General features: G+C 68.1%; 15 protein-coding genes and 1 pseudogene. 7 read left to right on the top strand and 9 right to left on the bottom strand.

Going from position 1 to position 23,346, the window contains the following annotated elements; translation table 11 throughout:
- Positions 1–655: 655 nt before the first annotated feature.
- From OG251_RS41885 to OG251_RS41865, 5 genes are all read left to right on the top strand, one after another.
- On the top strand, positions 656–2,446 hold the full coding sequence (locus tag OG251_RS41885; RefSeq protein WP_326682512.1) for a YVTN family beta-propeller repeat protein: 1,791 nt from the start codon (positions 656–658) through the stop codon (positions 2,444–2,446).
- A 528-nt stretch (positions 2,447–2,974) separates the two neighbouring features.
- Positions 2,975–3,295 carry a hypothetical protein gene (locus OG251_RS41880; RefSeq protein WP_326682511.1) on the top strand — a complete coding sequence of 107 codons (321 nt, stop codon included), beginning with the start codon at positions 2,975–2,977 and terminating at the stop codon, positions 3,293–3,295.
- Between the two features lie 272 nt (positions 3,296–3,567).
- Positions 3,568–4,164, top strand: coding sequence for a DUF6415 family natural product biosynthesis protein (locus OG251_RS41875; protein ID WP_326682510.1), 597 nt, complete (start codon positions 3,568–3,570; stop codon positions 4,162–4,164).
- Between the two features lie 374 nt (positions 4,165–4,538).
- The gene (locus tag OG251_RS41870; RefSeq protein ID WP_326682509.1) at positions 4,539–5,651 is read left to right on the top strand and encodes a cytochrome P450; all 1,113 of its coding nucleotides are present in this window, start codon (positions 4,539–4,541) and stop codon (positions 5,649–5,651) included.
- An 89-nt stretch (positions 5,652–5,740) separates the two neighbouring features.
- A complete protein-coding gene (locus OG251_RS41865; RefSeq protein WP_326682508.1) occupies positions 5,741–6,421 on the top strand; it encodes a hypothetical protein in 681 nt (226 codons plus the stop codon).
- On the opposite strand, the gene OG251_RS41860 is transcribed toward OG251_RS41865, so the two are convergent.
- Positions 6,402–6,950 carry an adenosine deaminase family protein gene (locus tag OG251_RS41860; RefSeq protein ID WP_326682794.1) on the bottom strand — a complete coding sequence of 183 codons (549 nt, stop codon included), beginning with the start codon at positions 6,948–6,950 and terminating at the stop codon, positions 6,402–6,404. The two genes, OG251_RS41865 and OG251_RS41860, sit on opposite strands and share 20 nt — an antisense overlap.
- A 701-nt stretch (positions 6,951–7,651) precedes the next feature.
- Positions 7,652–8,518, bottom strand: a complete 867-nt coding sequence (locus tag OG251_RS41855) for an EamA family transporter (RefSeq protein WP_326682507.1) — start codon at positions 8,516–8,518, stop codon at positions 7,652–7,654.
- Between the two features lie 63 nt (positions 8,519–8,581).
- Between OG251_RS41855 and OG251_RS41850 the strand changes: the two genes are divergently transcribed.
- Complete coding sequence (locus OG251_RS41850; RefSeq protein ID WP_326682506.1) at positions 8,582–9,436, top strand: MurR/RpiR family transcriptional regulator; 855 nt, start codon at positions 8,582–8,584, stop codon at positions 9,434–9,436.
- A gap of 1,530 nt (positions 9,437–10,966) precedes the next feature.
- Here the strand turns inward: OG251_RS41850 and OG251_RS41845 are convergent.
- From OG251_RS41845 to OG251_RS41820, 6 genes and pseudogenes are all read right to left on the bottom strand, one after another.
- Positions 10,967–11,381: pseudogene (locus tag OG251_RS41845) on the bottom strand (cupin domain-containing protein).
- Between the two features lie 127 nt (positions 11,382–11,508).
- The gene (locus OG251_RS41840; protein ID WP_326682505.1) at positions 11,509–13,986 is read right to left on the bottom strand and encodes a beta-glucosidase; all 2,478 of its coding nucleotides are present in this window, start codon (positions 13,984–13,986) and stop codon (positions 11,509–11,511) included.
- A 454-nt stretch (positions 13,987–14,440) separates the two neighbouring features.
- Complete coding sequence (locus OG251_RS41835; RefSeq protein ID WP_326682504.1) at positions 14,441–17,005, bottom strand: family 78 glycoside hydrolase catalytic domain; 2,565 nt, start codon at positions 17,003–17,005, stop codon at positions 14,441–14,443.
- A 68-nt stretch (positions 17,006–17,073) separates the two neighbouring features.
- Positions 17,074–17,976, bottom strand: coding sequence for a carbohydrate ABC transporter permease (locus tag OG251_RS41830; protein ID WP_326682503.1), 903 nt, complete (start codon positions 17,974–17,976; stop codon positions 17,074–17,076).
- 5 nt (positions 17,977–17,981) lie between these two features.
- The gene (locus OG251_RS41825; protein WP_326682502.1) at positions 17,982–18,866 is read right to left on the bottom strand and encodes a carbohydrate ABC transporter permease; all 885 of its coding nucleotides are present in this window, start codon (positions 18,864–18,866) and stop codon (positions 17,982–17,984) included.
- 93 nt (positions 18,867–18,959) lie between these two features.
- Positions 18,960–20,270: an ABC transporter substrate-binding protein gene (locus OG251_RS41820; protein ID WP_326682501.1), complete on the bottom strand. Its 1,311-nt coding sequence runs from the start codon at positions 20,268–20,270 to the stop codon at positions 18,960–18,962.
- Positions 20,271–20,553: 283 nt separating this feature from the next.
- On the opposite strand from OG251_RS41820, the gene OG251_RS41815 reads away from it, so the two are divergent.
- Positions 20,554–21,567 carry a LacI family DNA-binding transcriptional regulator gene (locus tag OG251_RS41815; RefSeq protein WP_326682500.1) on the top strand — a complete coding sequence of 338 codons (1,014 nt, stop codon included), beginning with the start codon at positions 20,554–20,556 and terminating at the stop codon, positions 21,565–21,567.
- A gap of 356 nt (positions 21,568–21,923) precedes the next feature.
- On the opposite strand, the gene OG251_RS41810 is transcribed toward OG251_RS41815, so the two are convergent.
- Positions 21,924–23,078 (bottom strand): MFS transporter, encoded by a 1,155-nt coding sequence (locus tag OG251_RS41810; RefSeq protein WP_326682499.1) that lies wholly within the window; start codon positions 23,076–23,078, stop codon positions 21,924–21,926.
- Positions 23,079–23,346: the final 268 nt, after the last annotated feature.

The following is a 23,346-nucleotide window of genomic DNA, read 5'->3' as shown; positions in this document are numbered from 1 at the left end:
CACGCGGCCTGCTCGTGGACCAGGCCGCGATGGTGCCTGGCGGCCAGCGCCACCCGGTACACCGGCAGCGTGCCCCCGCCAGCTCCACCGCCCGCCGGACGAAGCCCACCACCGTGTCCAGGACGTCCTCGGCACCAGGCCCCCCCCGCGCGCTGGTACGACTTCAACAACAGCGTCTCGCTGCTGAAGAAGGTCGGCAGCGCGCGCCTGGCCGGCGGAGGAGGAGACCCACGGCCCAAAGGCCCCGCACCTGCTCACCAGGGAGCAGATGCGGGGCCTTTGGGGCTTGCCTTGGCCGAATCCCGCAAGGACTCGGAACTCCGACAGGCGAGTCGACGACGCCCCGAGCTGCGAGGGGCGGCCGCCCGGAGGATCGCAGCTGGACCGCGCGGTCCCTGGCGCGTGGGGTGGGACAGGGCCGTCTGCTCGGGGGCGGGAAGCGTGCATGTGCTCGTTCCCACCTGATGCGGGAGTCCGGAGTGCCATGCTGAGCGAGTCGAGGGGGCCAACGTCTTTGGCCGCCAAGGATGTTCGCTCCGTCGCGGGTACGTCCCGGTGGCGGTGACCGGGGGCCGGTGAACACGCGGCGCCCTCGGGTCGCCCCCTCCGACACCCTGACGCCGGGGCGGGCCTCGAAGAAGGGTTGAGACGCCTGATGTCCTCACGTTCCGCGTTACGCCCGTCGCGTCTGCGACGAAGATTCTCCGCGCTGGTCGCCGCCGGCGCGCTCGCCATCACCGGGCTGGTCGCACTGCCCGCCCCCGCCGCGCAGGCGCTGCCGCCCGCCCCGGTGGCGTACGTCGCCGACCTGCTCGACAACGCCGTGACGGCGCTCGACACCGCCACCAACACGGCGGTCGCGACCATCCCCGTCGGTTCCTCCCCGCTCGGTGTGGTGGTGTCCCCGGACGGTACCCGCGCCTACGCCGCCAACAACGGCTCGGCCTCGGTGTCAGTGATCGACACCGCCACCAACACCGTCACCGCGACCATCGCGGTCGGCACCGGCCCCATCAAGCTCGCGGTGTCCCCGGACGGCGGCACCCTCTACACCGCCAACTCCAGCGCGAACACTGTCTCCGTCGTCGACACCGCCACCAACACGGTCACCGGAACCGTCGCGGTCGGCGCCCTCCCGTTCGGCATCGCGCTGTCCCCGAACGGCACCCGCGCCTACGTCTCCAACAACAACGGCAACACCGTCTCGGTGATCGACACCACCACCGACACGGTCACCGCCACCATCGGCGTCGGCACCAAACCCAACGTCATCAAGATGACCCCGGACGGCACCCGCGCCTATGTCGGCAACCAGAACTCGCACACGGTGTCGGTGATCGACACCGCCACCAGCACCGTCACCGCCACCGTCCCCGTCGGTATCGGCCCGTTCGGTCTCTCGCTGTCCCCGGACGGTACCCGCGCCTACGCCAGCAACAACAGCGCAAGCTCGGTCTCGGTGATCGACACCGCCACCAACACCGTCACCGCCACCGTTGGCGTCGGCAATGGCCCGTTCGAGTCCGCGGTCACCCCTGACGGCGCCTCGGTATACGTCCCCAACGGCTACGACGGCACATTGTCGGTGATCGACACCGCCACCAACACCGTCACCACGACCTTCCCCCTCGGCTCCTTTCCCTACGCGGCCGCCTTCGTCCCCGCCACCACCGCGGTACCCGACGCCGATCTGACTGTGGCCGTCGCCGACTCAGTCGACCCGGTCAACGCCGGCGACCCGCTCACCTATACCGCCACCGTCGGCAACAACGGCTCCGACGCCGCCACGGGCACCACTGCCACGGTCACCCTCTCCGGGACCGCCCGCACCATCACGTCCGCGAGCGCCTCCCAGGGCTCCTGCGTCATCACCGCGCCGACCGTCACGTGCGCCCTGGGCACGGTCGCCGACGGCGCGTCGGCCACCGTCAACGTGAACGTGACCCCGACCGCGGCCGGCACCCTGACCGCCACCGCCACGGCCACCGCCACCGAGACCGACCCGGTCCCCGGCAACAACACCGCGGCCCAGTCCACCACCGTCGCCACCCCGCCGACCGCGGACATCGACGTCGACGTCACCGCACAGCCGCACCTGGGCATCCTGGTCCCCTACCTCACCTACACCCTCACCGCCCGCGACACCGGCCCCGCAGCCGTGAGTTCGGCAACCGTCACCGCCACGCTGCCCCCGGGCGCGACCGCGACGAACCTGTCCGCCGGATGCACCACCACCACCGGCACCGTCACCTGTGCCTACGGCGCCATCGCCAACGGAACCTCCGTGAACAAGACCTTCCGCGTCCCGCTCTCGCTCCTGTCGCTGGGCCCCGTCCAGGTCACCGGCACCCGCACCGGCTCCTCACCCACCGACCCCAACGCAGCCAACGACACCGGATCGGCGACCTGCACCGTCGTCTCCATCCTCCTGGCCACCTGCCCCTGACCGGCAGGCCGCACCACTCGCAGCACGCCGGACAGCGACCGTGACCAAGCCGCATGACCCCTTGCGGCAAGCGGCCTCCCCGTACAGGGGAACGCAGAGTTCACAACGCCGTCGTGCGGCCGGGATGGATCCGGCCGCACGACGGCGTCGTGGTTGCCCAGGGCGCGGCTGTTCGCGCGGAGCTGGGACATCGACCGGGTCAACCGTGTTGCCGCACCAAGGAAACGGCGGAGGAAGCGAAGGCCGAGGCAGAGGCAAGCACCGTTCCGGAGGACCAGCGTGCTTTCGCAGAGGGGTGGGAGGCCGAGTCGTCGAACCTGCCAGTGACAACACCGCCATCGTGACGACCGTGAACAAGAACCCCAAAGCGTCCATGGCTATTCACCTGACCCGCGAGAGCGGCGAATGGCGAGTCACCAGCGCGGAAGGCGGAGTCCACCGCACCTCCTGAGGCCGAAGGACCTACGCCTCTTCCTCGGAGCAGCCGTCAGGACAACGGTTTCGGCGTCCGCAGGCGGCTGCACGTTCATGGGTGACGCTGCTGCGAAGGACTGGCTGCAGCGCAACGCGGACGACGTCGTCGTGGAGATGTTGTTCGGCCCGGTGGAGGAGGAGTGCGGCCCCACGAGTGTCGGCGGGCGCCCCGCGGTGGGCACGAAGGCCGGGACCCGGCTCCCGGACGACGTCCTGGCGGCCCTCTGGACGCACGGGCCGCGGCCGAGGGCACCTGACCGCGCACAGATGATCCGCAGCCTCGTGACCGCCGGCCTCCAGCCCGCCCGACCCACGAGCACACCACGCCGACAGCACGAGACCCCGGGCGATGCCCGGGGCCTCTCTGCGCACTGACGCGTCCACCTGGTTCAACGACCGGACAGGCCGGTGTCCCACACCGCCCGGCCGTGCCGGTGTCCGCTCCGGCAGTTCCCTGTTTGTGCCGCGCGAGGGTGGCATTCCTGCCAGGATGTCCCGGCGTGCCGTCCTGGTCCGGAGCGGGTGAGTGGGGGTTGCATAAGGTTGCAATCGGGGGAGACCCATCCGGCGGGGGTGACGGTGGCGAATGATCATCAGGTGGCGGCCGGCCGCCGGTGACCAGGAGAAACCACCCGGGGTGAGGGCTGATGAAACCGAACACGCACACCGTGCTTTACGACCCGCACGGGATGTTCGGAGCCCGGTTACCCCTGGACCGCGCCCCCTACGAACGCTTGGTCGCCGCAGTCCTGTCCTGGACCGACCCGGCCGCTCTCACCCCGCACGACTTCGAGCAGATCGCCCTGCAGCTGACCGGCTACGCCCGCGCCGTCGCCACCGACGTCCGCCACCATGCCGATCTCCTCGACGAGGACACCGGGCCCCGCGCCCTGGCCGAGATCATCCTCGCCGAAACACAACGCCGCCTCGACACAGCCCACCAGGGCACCCTGCGCAGTGTGCAGAACCGGGCCCGCCTCGTCCGCGCGCTCTACGAACGCCTCGACCGTCTCCAGGCCGCCCCCGACCTGAACCACCAACAGTCACCGCAGCCGACAGCACAAGACCCCGGGCGATGGTGCGGGGTCTCGCTGTGCAGTGCCGACATGAGCCGGGGTCGGTCGTCCGCTGTCGACGGAGAATCGGAGAACGCGCCTTGGTCTCACCTGGGGTCGGAGCCATCCATGGCCCCGATACCCAGGAGAGCGGGAGACAGTCTCGTGCGGGTGCCGCCACGGCCCTGACCAGCTTCGGGCACTGGGCACTGTGGGCTTTGACACCCATCTCTGAGCACGAGACATGCCGTGTGGACTCAGATCACGACGTGCCGAGCTCTGTCGCCCGAGGGTTCACTGATCCTTTTGAGGCTGGCCTCGGCAGTTCAGCCGAGACACTTTCGTCGTGAGTGCGATTTCCCTCATGCTGGTGCGAGGAAACAGCAGGGGCCTACCCCTTCCTGCCCCCCTAGGTAAACGGAGTACCGCCCGTGGATCTGGCCTTGTCCCGCCCCGCTCTCCGGATCGCCCCCTCCGACGGTGATCTGCACCGTCAAGCGGCTCGTCTCCGGCACTTCGGACCGCTTGTCCCTGTCGAGCTCCCAGGCGGCTTGGCTGCCTGGGTGGTGACGTCCGACGCGTTGGGGCGGGCACTGCTGGTCGACCCTCGCTTCGTGAAGGACATCGCTGTATGGCACGCCTGGCAGCGTGGAGAGGTCCCGGCGGATTGGCCTTTGCGGGCCGTCGTGGACACGCCACGTAGCATGATCACCGTGGACGGCGTGGAGCATCGCCGACTGAGGGCCCCGCTCGCCCGGACACTCACGCCGACACGAGTGGAAGCTCTGCGTGGCCGGGTGAGCGCCATCGTCGAGGAGCAACTGGACCGACTTGCCGAGGCATCCGCGGCCAGCGACGGAGGGATCGTCGACTACCGCACCCTTTTCGCGTTCCAGGTTCCGATGAAGGTCATTGGCGCTTTATTGGGGATCCCAGAGGGCTGGCATGAGACGTTGCGCGTGCTGTTCGAGGACTTCTTCAGTGAAGCCGTGACCGCCGAGCGGAAGAGTGCCGCTGTCCGGGGAATCCGTGAGCTCATCACCGAGTTGATTACTCGTCGCCGGATGGAGGCCGGGGATGATCTCGTCAGCGGCTTGCTGGCCGCTTGCGCCGACGAACCCTACTCCGACGAGGAGTTGATCGGCACCCTCCTGGTGGTGATCGGGGCGGGCCACGAAACCACGGTGCACGTCTTGGTCAATGGTCTTCGTGCGCTGCTCGCCCACCCTGAGCAACTGCGTTGCGCGTCGGAAGACCCGGCACTGTGGGCCGGTGCTGTCGAGGAAATCCTGCGCTACGACGCTCCCCTCGCCTCATTCTTTGCTCGCTACGCCACGCAGACCGTGCGGATCGGCGACGCGGATGTACGGCGCGGAGACCCTCTGCTGGTCAACTATCTGGCCATGGGCCGCGACCCTGAACGCTACGGTCCTGAGGCGTCCACCTTCGACATCACCCGACGCCCGCAAGGCGGACACACCGGCTTCGGTCACGGACCTCATGTGTGCATCGGTGCGCCGCTGGCCCGACTCGAAGCCACCACAGCGCTGCCTGCACTGTTCGAACGATTCCCGGGCATCCGTATCGCCGTACCCGCCGCAGCCCTCCAGCACTTCCCCTCCCTCATGCTCAATGGCCGGCTGGACGTTCCTGTACTGCTGGGCACTCGGTCGTAGGGCAGGGCTGGCAGAACCGGGCGCGGCCTTGAGTTCGAATCATGGACACACGAGACACTGGATCCTGAGGATCGGGGAACGGACATCTCGTGGTCGTGATGAACTGTCCGCCGCAGTTCACGGCGGATGCGGTCGCGCTGTACAAGTCGCGGCCCGAGGCGAGGATCCGGCAGGTCGCTGAGCCGCCGACACCGGGACGCGTCGCCCGCCTGGTCGGTTCGGCGGTCACCACCTTCCACGAACGGTTCTGCGAGGCCACCGTGGATCGGCTCTCGGCGGTGACTCGGTCCCGGCTGGACAACCTGGTCGCTGAGGACGGCGGTGTCGAGGACTCGGCGGGCGGCGGGGTGACGTTCTTCTCCGAGCTGAAGGCGGAGCCGGGGGCGCTGCGCCTGGACAGTCTGCTGACGGAGGTGAACAAGCTGCAGCGGGTGCGTGCGCGGGAGCTGGCGCCTAAGTTGTTCTCTGTCAAGTTCAACGTGTTGAACTTGAGAGCGATGACGTGGGGCCACGGTGCCCAGCGGTGCGTCTTCGCTCTTCGTCGACGGTTGAGGTCCGCTGTGGTATCGGTCAGTGCTCGTCGGGGCAGGTCGCCCTCCCCGCCGGCGTTGACCTACTGTCCGGTCGTTCAGCCGGGGCCGCCCCAGCACAGGGTGGGGTATCCACGGACGTATCCGATCCCACTTGGCATCGGACAACTCATGTCTACGTATCGCAACGCCATGATCCACAAAGCAAGATCACTAGCCTCTATTCACTTTGGGGGCTGAAGGACGCCTGGGCGGCGTTCTGTTGTGCGAGCGCCTCGTACTCGCTGGTCCATCCGCTGAGGTGCCGTAGTGCGTCGGATTCGCGTTGCAGGGTCGTATCGGAGGTGGTTCGGGTGTCGGTGCTGATGGTGACAGGCAGCCCGGCAGCCAGGAGAGGGATGGCGGGGTGGCCGGGCAGGTTGCGGACGGCGCCGGTCTGCACGTTGCTGGTGGGGCACATCTCCAGGGCGATTCTCTCGGTACGGAGCCGGTTCAGGAGTGCGGTGTCGGAGGTGCAGCGCACACCGTGCCCGATGCGACGGGCGCCGAGGATGTCGATCGCCTCCCACATGCTCTCGGGGCCTGCTGCTTCTCCGGCGTGGACGGTGCATGGCATGCCAGCACTGTGGGCGAGGTCGAAGGCGGCCCTGTGGGGTTGGGCGGTGTACAGGGTTTCGTCGCCGGCGAGGTCGAGGCCGGCGACGATGTTCCGGTGCCTGAGGGCGGTCTCGGCGACGGCGAGGCTTTCGTCCGGGCTCTGGTGGCGCAGGCATTACAGGAGCAGTCCGGTGCCCACGCCGACCTTCTCGGGAGTGGCGGCCTGGGTGACGATCCGGGCGGCCTCGGGGCGCCCACGAGTGCCTCGACGTCAGCGGTGAGCCGGGCGACTTCTTCTGCATCCGCGGTTCGTAGCTCTTTCAGCCGTCGGACCTGCCGGCTGACGGCGAAGAGCGGTGCCCGAACCGGTTGTGGGGCGGTTTTACGGAACGAGCACGGAGAAGCGCCCGACCCTGTGGCCATGGCCGTGGCACTCAAGCCCGAGGTGTGCGGCTTCGAGGGCCCGGGCGGTGCCGGGCGTGGCCGCTTTTCCAAGGTACTTGCGTGGTTGCGGAGTTGGGCGGCGTGCTGGTCGGTGCGCGCCACGTTCGCGCAGGTCGGCCAGCACCAGTCCAGGCTCGGGGTCTCAGCGGTGTCCAGGCGGTGGCACAGGGCCCGCTCGCGGTTGTAGACGCACATCAGGAAGGAGCGCGGGTTGTCGTAGACGGTCAGGGCCGGGTTGTCGAGGATGTCCCGGGCCTGACGGAGGGCGCGGATCGATCCGGCGAACGTGGGTGCCTGGGCGGCGGCGTGGATCGCACGCCTTGCGGCTGGCCCCGAGATCCCCTCCCCGCAGGCGAGGTCGTCGTGGAGGGTGTCGGCGGTGGCGGCGTCGCGAGGGAGTCGGCCGTGTTCTTAGTGGCGTGGCTACGTTCAAGGATGGGCGAGTTCCAGGACGGCTATGCCTGTCAGGACGGCCGCGCTCGCAGCCAGGCGCAGGCGGCCGAAGCGTTCACGGAACATGAGGGTGGCGATGAGCGCGGCGATGAGGATGCTGGTCTCGCGCAGGGCGGCGATCGTGGCGAGGTCGCCGTGGGCCTGTGCCCAGATGACGAGTCCGTAGGCGAGCAGGGAGAGGGTGCCGCCCAGCAGGCCCACGGCGAGGTCGGGCCGGAGCTGGGCGGGCAGGGCGCGGCCGCGGCGGGCCAGGGCGAGAAGCGGCAGGACCGGTCCCTGGAGGAGGAAGAGCCAGGCGATGTATCCGGCCACCGTCTCCGAGTGGCGTACCCCGGTGCCGTCGATGACGGTGTACGCGGCGATGACCGCGCCGGTGGCCACCGCTGCGGCCAGAGCGGGCAGCTGGGCGCGTCCGGGCCACCCGTTGGCGAAGGCCAGCCCCGCCAGACCTGCGGAGATGGCCACGATGCCCGCGGTCTCGACCGCGGTCAGGGACTGGCCCAGGATGCTCACTGCGGCGAAAGCGACCAGCAACGGAGCGGTGCCGCGCGCCAGCGGGTACATCTGACCGAAGTCGCCGAGCTGGTAGGCGCGCAGCAGGAAGAGCTGTGAGAGCACCTCAAGGACGGCCGAGGTCAGGATGAACGGCCACGCCGAGGCGGGAGGAAACGGCACGAAGCAGACCATGACGGCCGCGCATCCGGTATAGGCGAGGTTGATCAGCGTGAAGCCGACAAGCTTGTCGGGGATGCGGTGAGCCATGGCATTCCACACGGCATGCAGGACGGCGGCGCTGAGCACCGCCGCAGGAACGAAGGCGCCCGCGGGTAGGAAAGAGGGCATGGAGAGGGAACTCCTGACGGCCAGGAACAGGTGGGGAACATATTTCCGCGCTACTCTAAGCACATGGAACAAAATTCCGCACCGGGATACAGTCTCACGTCCCACCTGCGCGCGAGGCTCCCGGAGCTCCGCGAGACCGAGGCCCGAGTCGCCCAAGTGATCCTCGACCAAGGCCCCGATCTCGTCGCGCTCAGCGTCAGCGATGTCGCCAAGCTCGCAGGCACCGCGTCCTCCTCCGTCGTCCGCGCGTGCCAGCGCCTGGGGTTCCGCGGCTACCAGGAGCTGAAGATCGCCGCCGCGCGACAGATCCCCGCCCGCATGCCCGCACCCGACCTTGACGACGACCCCGCATCACGCGCCCTCAATGACACCCTGCGCGCCTCCCACGAAGCCCTCGACGGACTCACCACGACCCTTACCCCGGCGCAACTCCAGGCAGTAGCAGCCGCACTGAACGCCGCCCCCCATGTCGTCGTGACCGCCGCCGGGCTCTCCGCGGCCGTGGCCATCGACGCCGCCTACCGCCTGCGCGCCCTGGGCTGCATCGTCGACGCCCCCACCGACCCCCTCACCGCCCAACTGGCCGCTGCCCAACTCCCCGCCGGCGCCGTGTGCCTGGCGATCAGCCACACCGGCGCCACCCGCAGCACGGTCGACACCGCACGCCGCGCCCGTGAAGCCGGCGCCACCGTCGTCGCCCTCACCAGCTACGCCCAGTCCCCGCTGAGTGAGACAAGTACCCACACTCTCGTGGCAGGCGGGCAGGACCTCGTGTTCGGCCTGGAGACCACCGCCAGCCGCATCGCCCACCTCGCCACTGTCGATGCCCTCACCCAGACCCTCATGGCCCAACGCGCCACGGCCGCCCAACGGGCTCTCGACCTCTCGGCGGACGTCACAGCCGACCACGCCTACTAGCCTCGCCTCATCGCCCCACGGCTCTTGGTGTTGCTGATGAACACACCAAGCTTCACGATGTGCTGTTGGCCGTCGATGTCGACCGGTTCTTCGTGTTTCCTCGGCCGTTCGTGTCCTTCGCGCTGGAGGTACCGGGCAAGGGCCGCGCCCCCCGCCGGAAGGGTGCTGTCAGCCGGCCCGCCCCTTTCGCCGCGTGCGCCTTCACCGGAGCGGGCACAGGCTTGTCGGGTGTTACACCGAGTCCGCCGAGCCGCTCCCCGCCTCCGGGGGCCCGCACGTGCTGGTGCTTCCCTCGCAGAAGCGAACCTGGCAGATCACCGCGATCGTGCTCGGAGCACTCGTACTCCTCGCTCTGATCGCCCGCATCGTCCCCTGACCCAGGCACCCCCGGCAGCCCGGCACCGGCCGCCCGACAGCCAGGCACGCCGGAAGCCGAAGAAGGGACAGCGCTGCTGCTCGGCCGTGGCCAGCTCCGCCACCGCGCCGTCCGCTCGAAGGGCAGGGTCAGCCGCAGCCCTTCGGGGTCCGGGGTTCGGGGTCCGGGCCGCGTCGTCGACCGCTTCGCGCCACTGAGCGGTCCGTCCGCTCGTGCAGGCCATCGCCGTTCAGGGAGCAGGCCACCGCCACTGCTCCGCCACCGCCTGGGCAGCCTTCACGCTCTTCCCGACCACCGCCCGGGCACTGGAGCAGCGCAACACCATGCTGCGCTCTCTGGGCTCCATGCCGCCCCCGGCGGAGGGGCGACCGGCCCACGGGGCCCTGGTGAGCCCACCAACGACTGCCGGGACATGTAGCCGCTGTCCTGCCCGTACATCCACACACTGCTCATAGACCTGTCTCCTTACCCTCGGCAACCGAGCCGGTGGCCTCATCTCCTTGCAGAATTTTCCCCTTCCCCGGTACGCGCCGGACAATCGAGGTATGTACAGGCTTCAGAGGAATCCGGATGGGTGCAGCTTGCGTGCCGGCGTCTCGCGGCTCGATACGCCCCTGCTGGAATGTCGCGCAGGAACCCGTCGCCCACGGCCTTGCTGAATGGACTGCGCTCGTAGTCGGCGGCGAGCACGGACGTATCCGCGCTGTTGAGCGCCACCGTGCGGGCGCGGACCACGGTCCCTGGCCTCGGTTCGGGCGCGGATACCAGGCGCTGTGCCAGTCGGGGCGGTGCCCCGGACAGGGCGGTTATGGTCGTCGAGGGCATGCGGCTGCTTCCGGATATGAGGCAGCCCGCCGCCTTCCGGCGAGGTGGTGTGGGAGAGCGGCGGGCGCGCCGACCAGGCAGGGCCCCTGGCGAGGGAGTCTGCGCACTGCCCGTCGGTGACCAGCTCCAGTCGGTGGCGCCGTCACTGTTGCCGTCACCGACTACGAGGGCAAAGCGCGTTCCCGAGCAGCAGTTCTCCAGGTGCCGGCGTCCTCGGCATGCGACTGGCTTCGGTGTTGTGGGATCTCGTGCTTCGTGGCACGGTCCAGCCTGCTGACCAGTTTCCTTTCCGGTCGTTTCACGTCGCGGCCTGGTGGCGTGCGGGCGGGTCAGCTCCCGGTCGTACTGTTGAGGGCGTGGGTGTACTGCTCGTCGGTGACGGGTTCGAGCCATGTGGTGCCGTCGCCGCCGGTGTCGCCTACGACCATGGCGATGTGCGCCATGAGCCTGGTGTCGGTACCGCGGTGCCAGTGCTCCTCACCGGCTGGGCACTTGACGGTCTGTCCGGCACTGACACACAACGCTGCCGTCGCGCGTACCGACCAGGCCGATCCCGTCGGTGATGTAGAGGATCTGGCCGTTGGCGTGGCTGTGCCAGTCGGTGCGGGCGCCAGGAGTGAAGCGGACCAAGGCGGCTGCGAGGCGGGCGGGTTCGGCAGGGGCCTCGATCATGTTGAGGTAGACATCGCAGAAGGCGGTGCCCCGGCTGGCTGCCCAGCACGACGCCGTGAGCGAGGCTTGCAGGCCACGGTGCTGCCCCCGTGGTCGTCGCGGGCGACGCTCCACGGGGGCTGATGGGACCGCAGACGAAGTGATGGTCTGTCGGCTCGCATCGGCTTCTGCTTCCTGCACCCGTTATTCTCTTGCCGGATCAGCCGATGGTGAGGCTCCTCTGCGCGGTGACGGCTCGGGCGTTGCGTGCCGTTGCGAAGGTGTAGAGGCCGGGGACCAGGGCCCACGTTCCGGACGTCCAGACAGTGAGGTCGTCGGTGGAGATGGTGAAGGTGAGACGCCGGCTGGCTCCGGGAGCGAGAGTCGTCTTACGGAAAGCGACGAGTCGGCGCGCCTCGGCGGCCGCGGCCGTGGGGAGGGTGGCGTAGACCTGGACGACCTCGGTGCCCGGGCGGCTACCGCTGTTGGTGACGGTGACGGAGAGAGTCACGATCCTGCTGGCGGCGCTGTAGGAGGCTTCGGGGGAGCCGTGGGCGAAGGTCGTGTAGGAGAGGCCGTGCCCGAAGGGGAAGTGGGGCTGCTGCCCCTTGGCGTCGTAGTAGCGGTAGCCGATGGCGGTTCCCTCGTCGTAGGAGACGGTGCCGTTCTTGCCCGGGTACGTCGCCGCCGTGGTGCCGGGGCCTTGGGAGGCGTCGGCGGGGAAGGTGATGGGCAGCCTGCCCGAGGGGTCGCTGTCGCCGAACAGGACGGCCGCGAGGGCGGTGCCCATGCCGCGGCCTCCGTACCAGGTCTGGATGACGGCCTCGACGTCGTTCAGCCAGGGCATCGCGACGGGGCCGTCCGTGTTCAGGACGACGATGGTGCGGGAGTTCGCGGCGGCGACGGCGGTGATGAGCTGGTTCTGGTCTGCGGGGAGGGCGAGCTGTTCGTGGTCCATGGCTTCGCCGGCGATGCGGTTGACGAAGACGACGGCGGCCTCGGCCTTGGTGGCGGCCTGGACGGCGGCCGGTATCAGGGAGCCGGGCTGCCAGCCGAGGGTGAGGCCGCTGGTGCCGGGGTCGGCGGTGGCGTTGCTGTAGGTGAGTTCGAGGGACACGGTTCTGCCCGCGGCCAGGTCGATGGTGCCCTGGAGGGGATAGTCGTAAGTGCCGAGGAAGAAGCGCCGTGTGCCACGGGATCCGGTGACCACGGTGACGCCGTTGATCTTCAGGGTGGCGGTGCCCGCGGCCAGGAGGGAGAAGCGGTGCAGGCCGTTGTGCGTCGGGGTCAGCGTGCCTGACCAGGTCGCGGACCAGATTGCGGGAAGGGTGTCGACCGGAGTGCTGGTGAAGTCGATGACGCTGTCGGTGCGGGTGACGACCGGTGTGCCGGTGGGCTCGGGGGAGGCGTAGTAGCGGCCGGTGAGGCCGGGGACCTTACCGGTGGTGGTGCGCAGCACGCCGGAGGGAACGGTGCTGAGGGGGACGTCGCCGGTGGTGCCTTGGGCGTGTGTGACGGTGATGCCGCTGCCGGCACGGGCCTTGATGGCCTGCAGGGGAGTGGTCCAGGTGCCGGGGTCGACGTAGGTGGAGCCGGCGACGCCGGTGAGCGCGTCGGTTCCGGCGGGCCCGATGACGGCGAGCGACCTGAGCCTGGTGGGCAGAGGCAGGGCTGAGGAACGGTTGGCCAGCAGCACGGTGGAGGCGAGGGCTGCTTCGTGGGCGAGGCTCTTGTGTTCGGCGGTGCTGACGTCTTGAGCCGGTGCCGGGACCGGGTTGTCCACGAGGCCGTTGGCGAACATGGTGACGAGGATGCGGCGCGCGGCGTCGTCGAGCCGTGCGGTGGACACGCTGCGGGTGAGCTCACCGGGTGCGAGCTTGACGCCGCCGGGGCCGAGCCCTGCGAGGTCCATGCCGGCCTTGGCGGCGGCTACCTGGTCGTCGCCGGCCCAGAAGTCAGGGACGGTGTAACCCTGGAGGCCGAGGCGGGACTTGACGTCGTTGAAGAGGGTGGGGCTCTGGGTGGCGAAGGTCCCGTTGATCTTGGGATAGGCCATCATGACCGAGGTGGTGGGCGCGGCGGCGATGACGCGGCGGAAGGGCGCTTGGTAGATCTCGTGCATCGCGCGGTCGGACACCAGGGTGTCGCTGAAGAAGCGGTTCACTTCCTGGGTGTAGGCCGCGAAGTGCTTGACCGTGGCCGTGACCTGACGGCTCTGCATGCCGGTGGTGAGGGCGGCGCCGAGGCGGCCCGCGAGGAACGGGTCTTCTCCCAGGCTCTCGGCCTGGCGCCCGAAGTGCCAGGTCCGCGTCAGATCGATGGTCGGCCCGAGGAGGCTGTTGTACCCCTTGGCGCGTCCCTCGGTGCCGATGGCGGCCCCGATGCGGCGCGTGAGGTCCTCGTCGAAGGTGGCGGCCTGGGCGAGGGGTACGGGGAACGCGGTGACGTTCTGTTCGCCACGCAGTCCGGCGGAGGCGTCGACCATGGTGAGGGCGGGGATACCGAGGTGGCTGAGGGCGGCGAAGTCGCACCGGATGAGGGCGTCCTTGTCGGCAGCGGACATCCGGGCGAGAAGAGCGTCGGCGCGGTCGAAGGCGCGGGGATCAGTCGCGGCGATGGCCTGACCGTTGGCGGTGGGGACCATGGTGACGGCGAGTGCGGTGGCGATGGCGGAGGACAGGAAGGTGCGTCGGTTCACGGCGGCTCTCCGAGGAGTGGGGCGGCGGGGTGGGGACCCGTCGACGTCGGTGTTGCCATCCGGCGGATAATTCGCCGGTTCGGATTTATCCGAATTACTGTCCTGGGCGGGTTTGTGCGTCCCGCGACCCTTACCGAGGACTTTTCAAGGGCTCGACGGTTGAGCGCCTTGCGTGATTCGGAAAGTTATGGCTCTCAGTGTTTCTGGTCAACCCCTCAGGCGCCGTGAATTCGCTGAGCTGCCCCTGATCTGCACGGATGCTCAAAATTTCGGCAGGGTGATGAATTTCTCCACTGCATGGCTGACGATTTAGTGAAGCATCCATACGAAATTTAGATGACGGCCATCCGCCTCATGGATGCAGGTGACCTTTCAAGGCACGCAAATGCCCGGCATGAAAGGTGGAGTCATGCCGGGCATGAGCGAGGGTATTTGGGACTTTTGCGGCGCCTGCTCAGTCGATTCTGCGATTTTCTTGAGGAAATATGTGTGTGCCGGGGCCGAGAGTTTGGGCTGCGTAGCCCGGCAGCTCGGCGAGTGCTGTGCAGTTCGGGGGCACGGTGATCTGGGCCTTGATGCCGGCCGGAGTGGTTTGCCAGGAGATCGCGGCGGTTCCGTGGGGCGTCTCATGGCGGGTGCGGGCCCACGTGATGCCGCCGCCGGGGCGGGGTCGGAAGGCAAGTGTGGCAGCGCCCGGCGCTGTGACCTCGATGCCTCCGACGACTCGGTGGAGCCAGTCGGCGACCGCACCGAGAGCGTAGTGATTGAAGGAAGTCATGCCGCCTGGGTTGAGGGTTCCGTCCGGGCGGAGACTGTCCCAGCGTTCCCAGATGGTGGTGGCGCCCATGGTGACGGGGTAGAGCCACGACGGGCATTCGGTCTGCAGAAGCAGACGGTAGGCGCTGTCGAGGTGGCCGGTATCCGTCAGTGCGTCGCAGATGAGAGGGGTCCCGACGAAGCCTGTGGCGATGCGCGCGTCGTCCTGGCGGACGAGTTCGGCAAGACGGTCGCCTGCCACTACACGCTGTGGGGTCTCAAGAAGGTTGAACACGATGGCGATGGCGTACGCGGTGGGGCTGTCGCTCGACAGGCGGCCGTCGGGTTGGGCGTAGCGTCGTCGGAACGCCGTGGTGACTTCGTCGGCGAGTGTGTCGTACCGATCTGTTTCGCCTGTACGACCCAGCGCTTGGGCGGCACGGGCGAGGTGCCGGGTGGAGTTTGCGAAGTAGGCGGTGGCGACGAGGTGGCGGTCGGTGCGGCCGGCGGCGGGGTCATCCGGTGGGGCGGCCGGGTCGAGCCAGTCCCCTAGTTGGAACCCGGTGTCCCAGAGTCGCTCGGGGCCGGCGAGCTTCTCGACGAGGTCGACCCACGCCTTGGCCATGGGGTAGTGACGCCGTAGAAGTTCGAGATCACCGAAGCGCTGGTACAGGGCCCAGGGAGTGAGGGTGGCGACGTCTCCCCAGGCGGCCCCCGGTTGGATCGGGGTCCACATCGCATTGCCGGGGATGACCGGCACGTACCAGGGGATGGTGCCATCCGGCAGCTGTTCCCTGCCCACGTCGGTGAGCCAGGAGTTGAGCATGCCGGCGCAGTCGTAGAGGAAGCTCGCGGTGGGGGTGAAGACCTGGATGTCTCCGGTCCAGCCAAGGCGCTCATCGCGCTGAGGGCAGTCGGTCGGGATGTCGACGAAGTTGCCTCGCATGCTCCACAGGACGTTCTCGTGGAGGCGGTTGACCAGGGGATCGCTGCACTCGAACCAGCCCGTGCGACGCATGTCCGTGTGGTGGACGCGCGCGGTCACGGCATGCGGGGCGAGCTCGCCGGTCCAGCCCCTTATCTCTGCATAGCGAAAGCCGTGGAGGGTGAAGCGAGGTTCCCACGTATAGGGACCGTTGCCCGGCAGGACGAGGATGTCCGTGGAGTGTGCTTCGCGCAGGGGGAGGGTGGCGAGTTCTCCGTTCTGGAGGACCTCTGCGTGCCGGAAGATGAGGGTGGCGCCGGCCGGCCCCTCCGCGGTGATCCGTAGACGGCCCACCAGGTTCTGCCCGAAGTCGATCAGGTGCCGGCCGTCGGAGGTGCGGGTGACGGACACAGGAGCGATTTCCTGGGTGCACCGGACCGGGGGACCTTCGGGCGCGACCAGTGTCCTGGGGTCTCGGCTTCCGACGCGTACGGGTGTCCAGTTGTCCTGGGGCGCGCTCGGAGTGGCCCAGTGCGGGTCGTCCAGCCGGGCATCGAACGTCTCGCCTTCGTACAGGCCGCTGGTCAGGATGGGGCCGAAGGCGGCGTGCCAGGTGTGGTCGGTGGCGACCACCGTGCTGGTTCCGTCGGTGTAGGTGATCTCGAGTTGGGCTATGAGGGACTGGTCGGTGCCGTAGATGTTGCGTGTGCCGCCGTCGAAGCCGTACTTGCCGCGGTACCAGCCGTCCGCGAGCCAGGCACCGATGGTGTTGGTGCCGCAGGCGAGGAGGGAGGTGACGTCGTAGGTGCGGTAGCGCAGACGATGTTGATAGACGGTCCAGCCGGGTGCCAGGGTCTCGTCACCGACTCGGGTCCCGTTGATCTCCGCCTCGTACAGACCATGGGCGGTGATGTAGAGCCGGGCGCGCTCGACCGGCTTGTCGTCCGCTCGGAAGTGCTTACGGACGCGGGCCGGGCGGCGTTCGGCTGCAGGGTCCTCCTGCCAGGCGGCACCGACGGGGAGAGCGGTCCAGTCACCCGGCTCGAACAGGCCGGCCTCGACGACCGCGGGCCGACTCCACGGCGAGGGCGCGCCGCCTTCTGTCGACCAGGTGCGCACGCGCACGGCAACACGCTCGCGTGAGCTGAGTGGTTCGTCGGGCCAAGGTACGAGCAGGTGGTCGGGTGCGGTGATACGGCCCGTGCGGTGGAGTCGGTCGTCGCGGCGAAGCTCGACTTCGTAGGCATGCTGGTCCCCGGCTTCGGGCGGGGAGGTCCAGGACAGGCGGGGGGTGCTGGTTCCGATGCCGAGGCCGTCCGGCAGATGCTCGAAGCGCACCGGGGAAGGCTGGAGGGACTGCAAGGAAGGGACCTTTCGTGTGCTCGGGAGTGCGGGGCGGGGGTGGTTCAGCCCTTGACCGCTCCTGAGGTGAGGCCCTTCATGACCTTCTGGTTGAGGAACAGGTAGATCACGAGTGTGCCGAACACGTTGATGCAGATGGCTGCGAACAGCGGGCCGTACTGGGTGGCACCGAAGTCGCCGGTGAAGTTCAGCAGACCGACCTGAATGGTGCGCAGATCCTGGCTGTTGGTGAAGGTGAGGGCGATGAGGAGGTCGTTCCAGATGAAGAAGAACTGCACCAGCCCGACCGTGAGCAGTGCGTTGCGGACCATCGGCACGCTGATGGTCCAGAAAGCACGCAAGATCCCGGCACCGTCCAGAGTCGCCGCTTCGAAGAGCTCTCGGGGCACGGTTCGGTAATAGGTGGCCATCATGAATACGGTCAACGGGAGGCCCGTGCCCGTGTAGGTAAGGATGAGCGGCCACAAGGTTCCGGAGAGGCCGGCCTGGAAATAGACGGTGAACAGGGGCAGCAGGATCATCTGCGGCGGGACCATCATTCCTGCGAGAAAGACCAGGAGGGTCAGGCTTCGGCCCTTCCAGACCATGATCTGCAGGGCGAATCCGGCCGCGGTGCCAAGAAGCAGGATGAGGGCCAGGGCGGGGACGACGGCCAGCAGACTGTTCTGGACATAGAGACCTATGTTCCCTGTGGTCCAGGCTTCGGTGTAGTTGCCCCACTCCCAGGTGGTGGGAAGGCTCCAGGTGGAGTTGTTGAGGTAGTCGCTGTTGGACTTCAGCGATGTGAGGAACATCCAGATCAGCGGGTAGACCTCGATGACCAGCAGGAAGGTTACGGCGATCTTGATCCAGAGACGGCCGCCCGACTTGCGGACGGGATTGCGTTTCTGGTGCCTGGTGCGCCCTTGTCCGGGAGAGGCGGGCTTGAGGGGAGTTTCGATGGCCATGGCGTTCAGCCCTCCGTGATGTCGCGTCGCGAGACGCGGTAGACCGCCAGGCTCACCAGAAGGCAGACGACGGTGAGGAGCAGCGCGATGGTGCTGCCGTAGCCGTACTCGCTGTAGGTGAACGACGTTTGGAACATGTACAGGGTCAGCGGGGTGGTGCCGCTTCCGGGGCCGCCGTTGGTGAGGGCGACGACGGAGTCGAAGACTTTGAGAGTGCCGTTGATGCTGAAGATCAAGGAGGACATGAGGACCGGCAGGGAGAGCGGCAGGACGATATGGCGGATGAGGCGAAGGCCGGAAGCGCCGTCGAGGCGGGCTGATTCGAGGACCTCGTCGGGGATGTCGACGAGGCCGGCGAACAGGAGTACGGCGTAGAAGCCCATGGAGCGCCAGATGTCCATGCTGACCAGCACCCAGAAGGCGCTTCCCGCGCTGCCGAAGAAGTCTATGGACTCCAAGCCGAAGGTGTTGAGCAGGGAGTTGACGGGTCCGGTCTGTGGGGCGACCTGGAAGAACTTCTGGAAGAGCAGGCCGACGGCGACGGTGGGCAGGACGACCGGGAAGAAGACCAGGGTGCGGATGAGCGCGGACGCCTTCTTGAGGAAGAAGACGTAGAGCAGGGCCAGGAGGTAGCCGGCGATGACCTGCCCGACGGTGACGAGGACCGCGTACTTCACGGTGAACCAGAGGGCGTCGTGGACGGCTTGGTCGGAGAGGAGCCTGGTGAAGTTGGCCAGACCGTTGCCGGTGAAGCCGTCGATGGAGTTGCCCTTGGTGAAGGAGTACCCGAGCGACCACACCGTGGGGACGAGCATGATCAGGGTGTACACGAGGAGTGCGGGACCGAGCAGGATCATGATCGCTCTGCGGTCACCGAGTACGCGGTGCATGAGTGGTGTCCACTTCGTTTCAGGTGGAGGGGCCGGCCAGGTATCCGGGGGACGGCTCGCCCGCCGGGTGGCGAGCCGTCCGTCAGCCGGGCTCTACTTGCTGCTGAGTGCGCTCTGGACGGTCTCCATGAACTGCTTGGGACTTACGCTGCCGGTGACTAGTCCGGCGGCGTTGGTCTGGCTGGCCGTGGTCGCCTTGGTGCTGAAGAACGCTTCGAACCACAGGACGTTCTGCTGGGAGGAGCTGATCGTCTTGCGCACGGTGGTCGTGACCTCGTTGGCGTCCTTGACCGGCGTGTTGACCTTGAAGCCGGAGATGGAGCCGTGGTCCTTGAGCGCGGTGCTGCCGTAGTTCTTGGCGATGCAGCGCACCCAGGCGTCGGTCTTCTTGTCGAAGTTCTTCGAGCCGAGGGTGACGGCCAGACCCACGTTGGAGGGGTACTGGTCGGCGGAGCCGGCGCCGCCGGTGACGGCGGGGAAAGGCATGAAGCCGACGTTTTCGGCGCCGACCTTGTTCTGCTTGGGGTCGGAGATGTTGGCCAGGGCCCAGCTGCCCATGTAGAACATGGCGGACTTGCCGGTGAGGAACTGGTTCATCGCCGTGTCGTAGTCGATGGAACCGACCCCCTTGCCGAAGTAGCCCTTCTTGCCGAGAGCAGCGATCTCCTCGGCGGCCTTGACGTACTCGGGCTCGGTCAGCTGGGCCAGGCCGGCGTTGACCTTGTCGAGAGCGTCGGGCCCAAGGCTCCGGTAGAGGTACCCGCTGATGAGGCGGGTGATCGGCCAGCCCTGCTGGCCGGAGGCGGCGAAGGGCTGGACGTCCTTGGCGTTGAGCTTGTCCGAGGCCGCGATCAATTCGTCCCAGGTGCCGGGGACCTCGATACCCTTCTCCTTGAAAATCTTCTTGTTGTAGAAGATTCCCTCGATGTTGTACTCGTAGGGCAGCGTCTGCACCTTGCCGTCGTACAGGGCCTTGATGGTGGAGACGGCAGCGGGCTCGAGCTCATCGAAGACGCCGAGCCGTTCGAGTTCGAGATCCAGGTTGGCCACCTTGCCGGACTCGGCGAGCTGCTTGGTGAGCGCGGGCGCGTTGCCGGCGGCGAACTGGGCGGGCAGTGCGTCCTGGCCAGCGAGCAGCTGGAGCTTCTGGTCCAGACTCGCCTGAGGCACGGTTTCGACCTTCAGCGGCAGGGCATCGTTCTCGGCCTTGCAGGAGCTTTTGGAGAGCTTGGTCAGTGCCGTTCTGGTGGTCGTGTTCTCAGTGACGCTGAGGTACTTGAAATCCTTGGGTGCCGCGGAGGTGCCACTGCCGCCGCAAGCGGAAGCGAGAAGGGCCAGGGACGTGACGCCGGCCGAGAAGAGGGTCAGACGAGTACGGCGGGCGCGGATCATGCGATGGGGCACTGGTGACTCCCAGGGATCGTGAAGGAGAGGGGGCGCCGAGCAGGCGCGGGGCGGCGGTGGGGCGGCCGCTGAGAGAATGGAGTCGTGTAGAACGTTCTCCATTTAAGATGGTCACACCATGACGCCATCTCTATGGCGTCGTCAAGACACAGGCGCGTAACATCGACTTTGCATGGTCGAATGACCCGGTCCTCCTGTGGCCGTGCGTGTAGACCGTTACACCAACTGTGAGGAGAATGAGGTTCTTGTGGCTGCGGACAGCTCGCCCAGAGAAACGAAACGGGTGACGATCACCGATGTCGCCCGTCATGCAGGCGTGTCCACCGCCGCCGTATCCAAGGTCATGCGCAACGCCTACGGCGTGAGCCCGGGCATGCAGGAGCGGGTCCGGGCCGCCATGGCCGAGTTGGAGTACCGCCCACACGCGGCCGCCCGCGGTATGCGAGGACGTACGTACACGATCGGTGTCCTGCTCGACAACGTCCGCAACGCGTTCTTCGCCGACGTCCTCGACGGCATCCGCGAGGAGCTGAGCGACAGCGAGTACACGGTGCTGATCGGAGCGGCAGGCTTCGGTGCGGACGAGCAGTCCCGGACCATCCGTGCCATGGTGGACCGCCAGATGGACGGTCTGGTCCTCATCGCTCCAGGAACCCCGCGTTCCGAGGTTCTGAGCATGGCGGCAACGACTCCTACCGTGGTCATCGGACACCACGACAGCTCTGACGTGCACGATTCCGTCATCGACGCGGACGATGTCGGGGCGGGGCTGGTGGTGGACCACCTTGTCGAACTCGGCCACCGTGACATCGCCCTTGTCTCCGCGCCCGGCAGCAGGAGCGGACGCTGGCAGCGACCTCCGGAGATCGCTCTGGCCGACGGATTCCTCCAGGCGATGGACCGGCACGGACTGGCCGACCGGGCGCGGGTGCACCACTCCGCTTACTCCGACGACGGCGGCCATACAGCCGGTCTCGCGCTTCTGTCCGGTGCGCAGCGGCCCACCGCGATCCTGGCCGGAGCTGACGTAGCAGCCCTCGGCATCTACCGAGCCGCCGCCGACCTCGGTCTGTCGATCCCCGGGGACATCTCTCTCGTCGGCTACAACAACACCGCGATCGCCTCGCTCGCCCCGGTCCAGCTGACCAGCGTCGACCAGGCAGGACACACCATGGGCCTGGCCGCCGCGCGGATGCTGATCGAGCGGGTGGAAGGCCGACGCGACCGGGCCATGCGGACCACGATGACCCCACGGCTGGTGGTGCGGCGCAGCACGGCGGCACCGAGTCTCCCGTAGGAGCAGTGCCCAAGAGGCCGCCGCCCCCTGCCCGGCCTCGCACCGGCTCGGACCTCGTCGGCCACACGTGCCGTCAGGGGCTCGGGGAGGTTCCACGCCTGGCGCCAACGCGGGCCTTTCCCATAGCCGTTGAGCCCCTGCGGTGCTCCGGTCAACCAGTGAGGTGTGGCCGATGACTCCCGCGTTGTACAGGGGGCCGGCAGACGTCCCGCGGACATGCCTGGGGGCCGCCGGCTCACCGAGCAGACGGCCCAAGGAACGGCTCACGTCGATGTTCACGGGGTGCTGACGACCGGCGTGGACGTACGGAGGCATGTCCGGCGTGTGTCGACACTGCTGTTGGCTGATGACATCGCCTACCGGTCGCCCGTCGTCACTTCTGCGTCGACGGAGTTCCGGCGTGCTGCCGGGAGGATCAGGGCGGCGGTGATGGCGGTGGCGGCACCGAGAGCGGCGACGGCGACTGCGAGGCTGCCTACGGCGCCCTTGCCGGCCAACAGGACCAGGGGGCAGAGGAACTGACCGAGGAAGAAGGCCGCAGTCCAAAGGCCCATGCCGCGGCCGCGGTCGGCGAATCCGAGCCTGGACATGGCGCGGGTCACCAGCGACGGCAGAAGCATGCCGGTGCCCACGCAGTTGATGACGGCTCCGGTGATCAGCAGCGGGAGGCTGTCGGCCAGGCCCATGACGAGGAAGCCGGCAGCGCACCAGGCGAACAGCGCGGGGAGCCGGAGACGTCGGTGCTGGGGCAGCCGGGCGAAGATGACGGAACCGAGGACGGTGGCGGCGCTGGCCGCCGCGGTGACGACACCGATGGCGCTGGTGGAGTCGATGCCGAGATCATCCAGGAGATATGCCATCTCCACGGGGACCGTGTAGAAGACCACGGCGCCGAAGACCGTGAGAAGGCAGATCCCGGCCATGCGGCGCACCGGGAAGGGGTGCTGGGCCGACCGGGCGGATGCCCCCTGTTCTTTCTGCGGGAGGGCGGGTTTCGGTAGGACGCGGGCCATCACCGGAGCGACGAGCAAACCCGCCGCGTACAGCCAGAACGGAGCACGCCAGTCAGCCGCTCCCAGTACCCCGCCGAGGACGAAGAAGACCGTGGCAGAAGCTGAGGCGCACATGGTCTGCAGGGCAAGGTAGCGGTCGCGTACCTCGCCGCTGTAGTAGTCGCCGATCAGAGTGGTGCAGGCGGTCATGATGGCCGCTTCGGTGACGCCGACCAGTACGCGGCTGACGACGATGGCGTGGAGCGACTCCAGCCAGAGGGGAGCGGTTCCGAACACCGCGTAGAGCGCCGTGGCGATGACGAGGAGCCGCTTACGCCCGAGCCGGTCGACGATGACGCCGGCGAACGGGGCGAGCAGGGCGAGCGCGAGCGCGGGGACGGTCAGGACGACAGGGACCAGGGCCGCGCTACCGGGGACGTGGTCGAAGTGCTCCTGTATGCGCGGCAGTACGGGGGCAAGGAGCACCGCCCCGAGGACGGGCAGGCAACTGCCGGCCATGAGCACAGCGGCTGGAAGACGGCCGGCGGGCGCTGCGGCATGGTCGGACGACAGCGGGGCGTGGGACGCTGGCATGGCGGCACTCCAGAGCGCGCGAAGGGGAAGAGGGCTGCGCCTGGTCCTGCCGCCCGTCTGGCCGGGGCGGCGTGGAACGAGGGGCGGAGGTGCCCTCGACTATGCGTGCCGGTGAACGCGCTGCCCACCCCTTGCGTCATCTGTGTTCACGATGTGTTCCATCCATCAGATGGATGACATCTGAGCGACGTTC

The sequence above is a fragment of the Streptomyces sp. NBC_01237 genome (genome assembly GCF_035917275.1).
GTDB lineage: Bacteria > Actinomycetota > Actinomycetes > Streptomycetales > Streptomycetaceae > Streptomyces.
This window is presented reverse-complemented; position numbering and strand designations above follow the sequence as displayed.

Coding starts and splice junctions, on each gene's coding strand:
- OG251_RS41885 (WP_326682512.1), top strand. CDS start 656: ATGTCCTCACGTTCCGCGTTACGCCCGTCGCGTCTGCGACGAAGATTC.
- OG251_RS41880 (WP_326682511.1), top strand. CDS start 2,975: ATGGGTGACGCTGCTGCGAAGGACTGGCTGCAGCGCAACGCGGACGAC.
- OG251_RS41875 (WP_326682510.1), top strand. CDS start 3,568: ATGAAACCGAACACGCACACCGTGCTTTACGACCCGCACGGGATGTTC.
- OG251_RS41855 (WP_326682507.1), bottom strand. CDS start 8,518: ATGCCCTCTTTCCTACCCGCGGGCGCCTTCGTTCCTGCGGCGGTGCTC.
- OG251_RS41850 (WP_326682506.1), top strand. CDS start 8,582: ATGGAACAAAATTCCGCACCGGGATACAGTCTCACGTCCCACCTGCGC.
- OG251_RS41830 (WP_326682503.1), bottom strand. CDS start 17,976: ATGGCCATCGAAACTCCCCTCAAGCCCGCCTCTCCCGGACAAGGGCGC.
- OG251_RS41825 (WP_326682502.1), bottom strand. CDS start 18,866: ATGCACCGCGTACTCGGTGACCGCAGAGCGATCATGATCCTGCTCGGT.
- OG251_RS41810 (WP_326682499.1), bottom strand. CDS start 23,078: ATGGCCGGCAGTTGCCTGCCCGTCCTCGGGGCGGTGCTCCTTGCCCCC.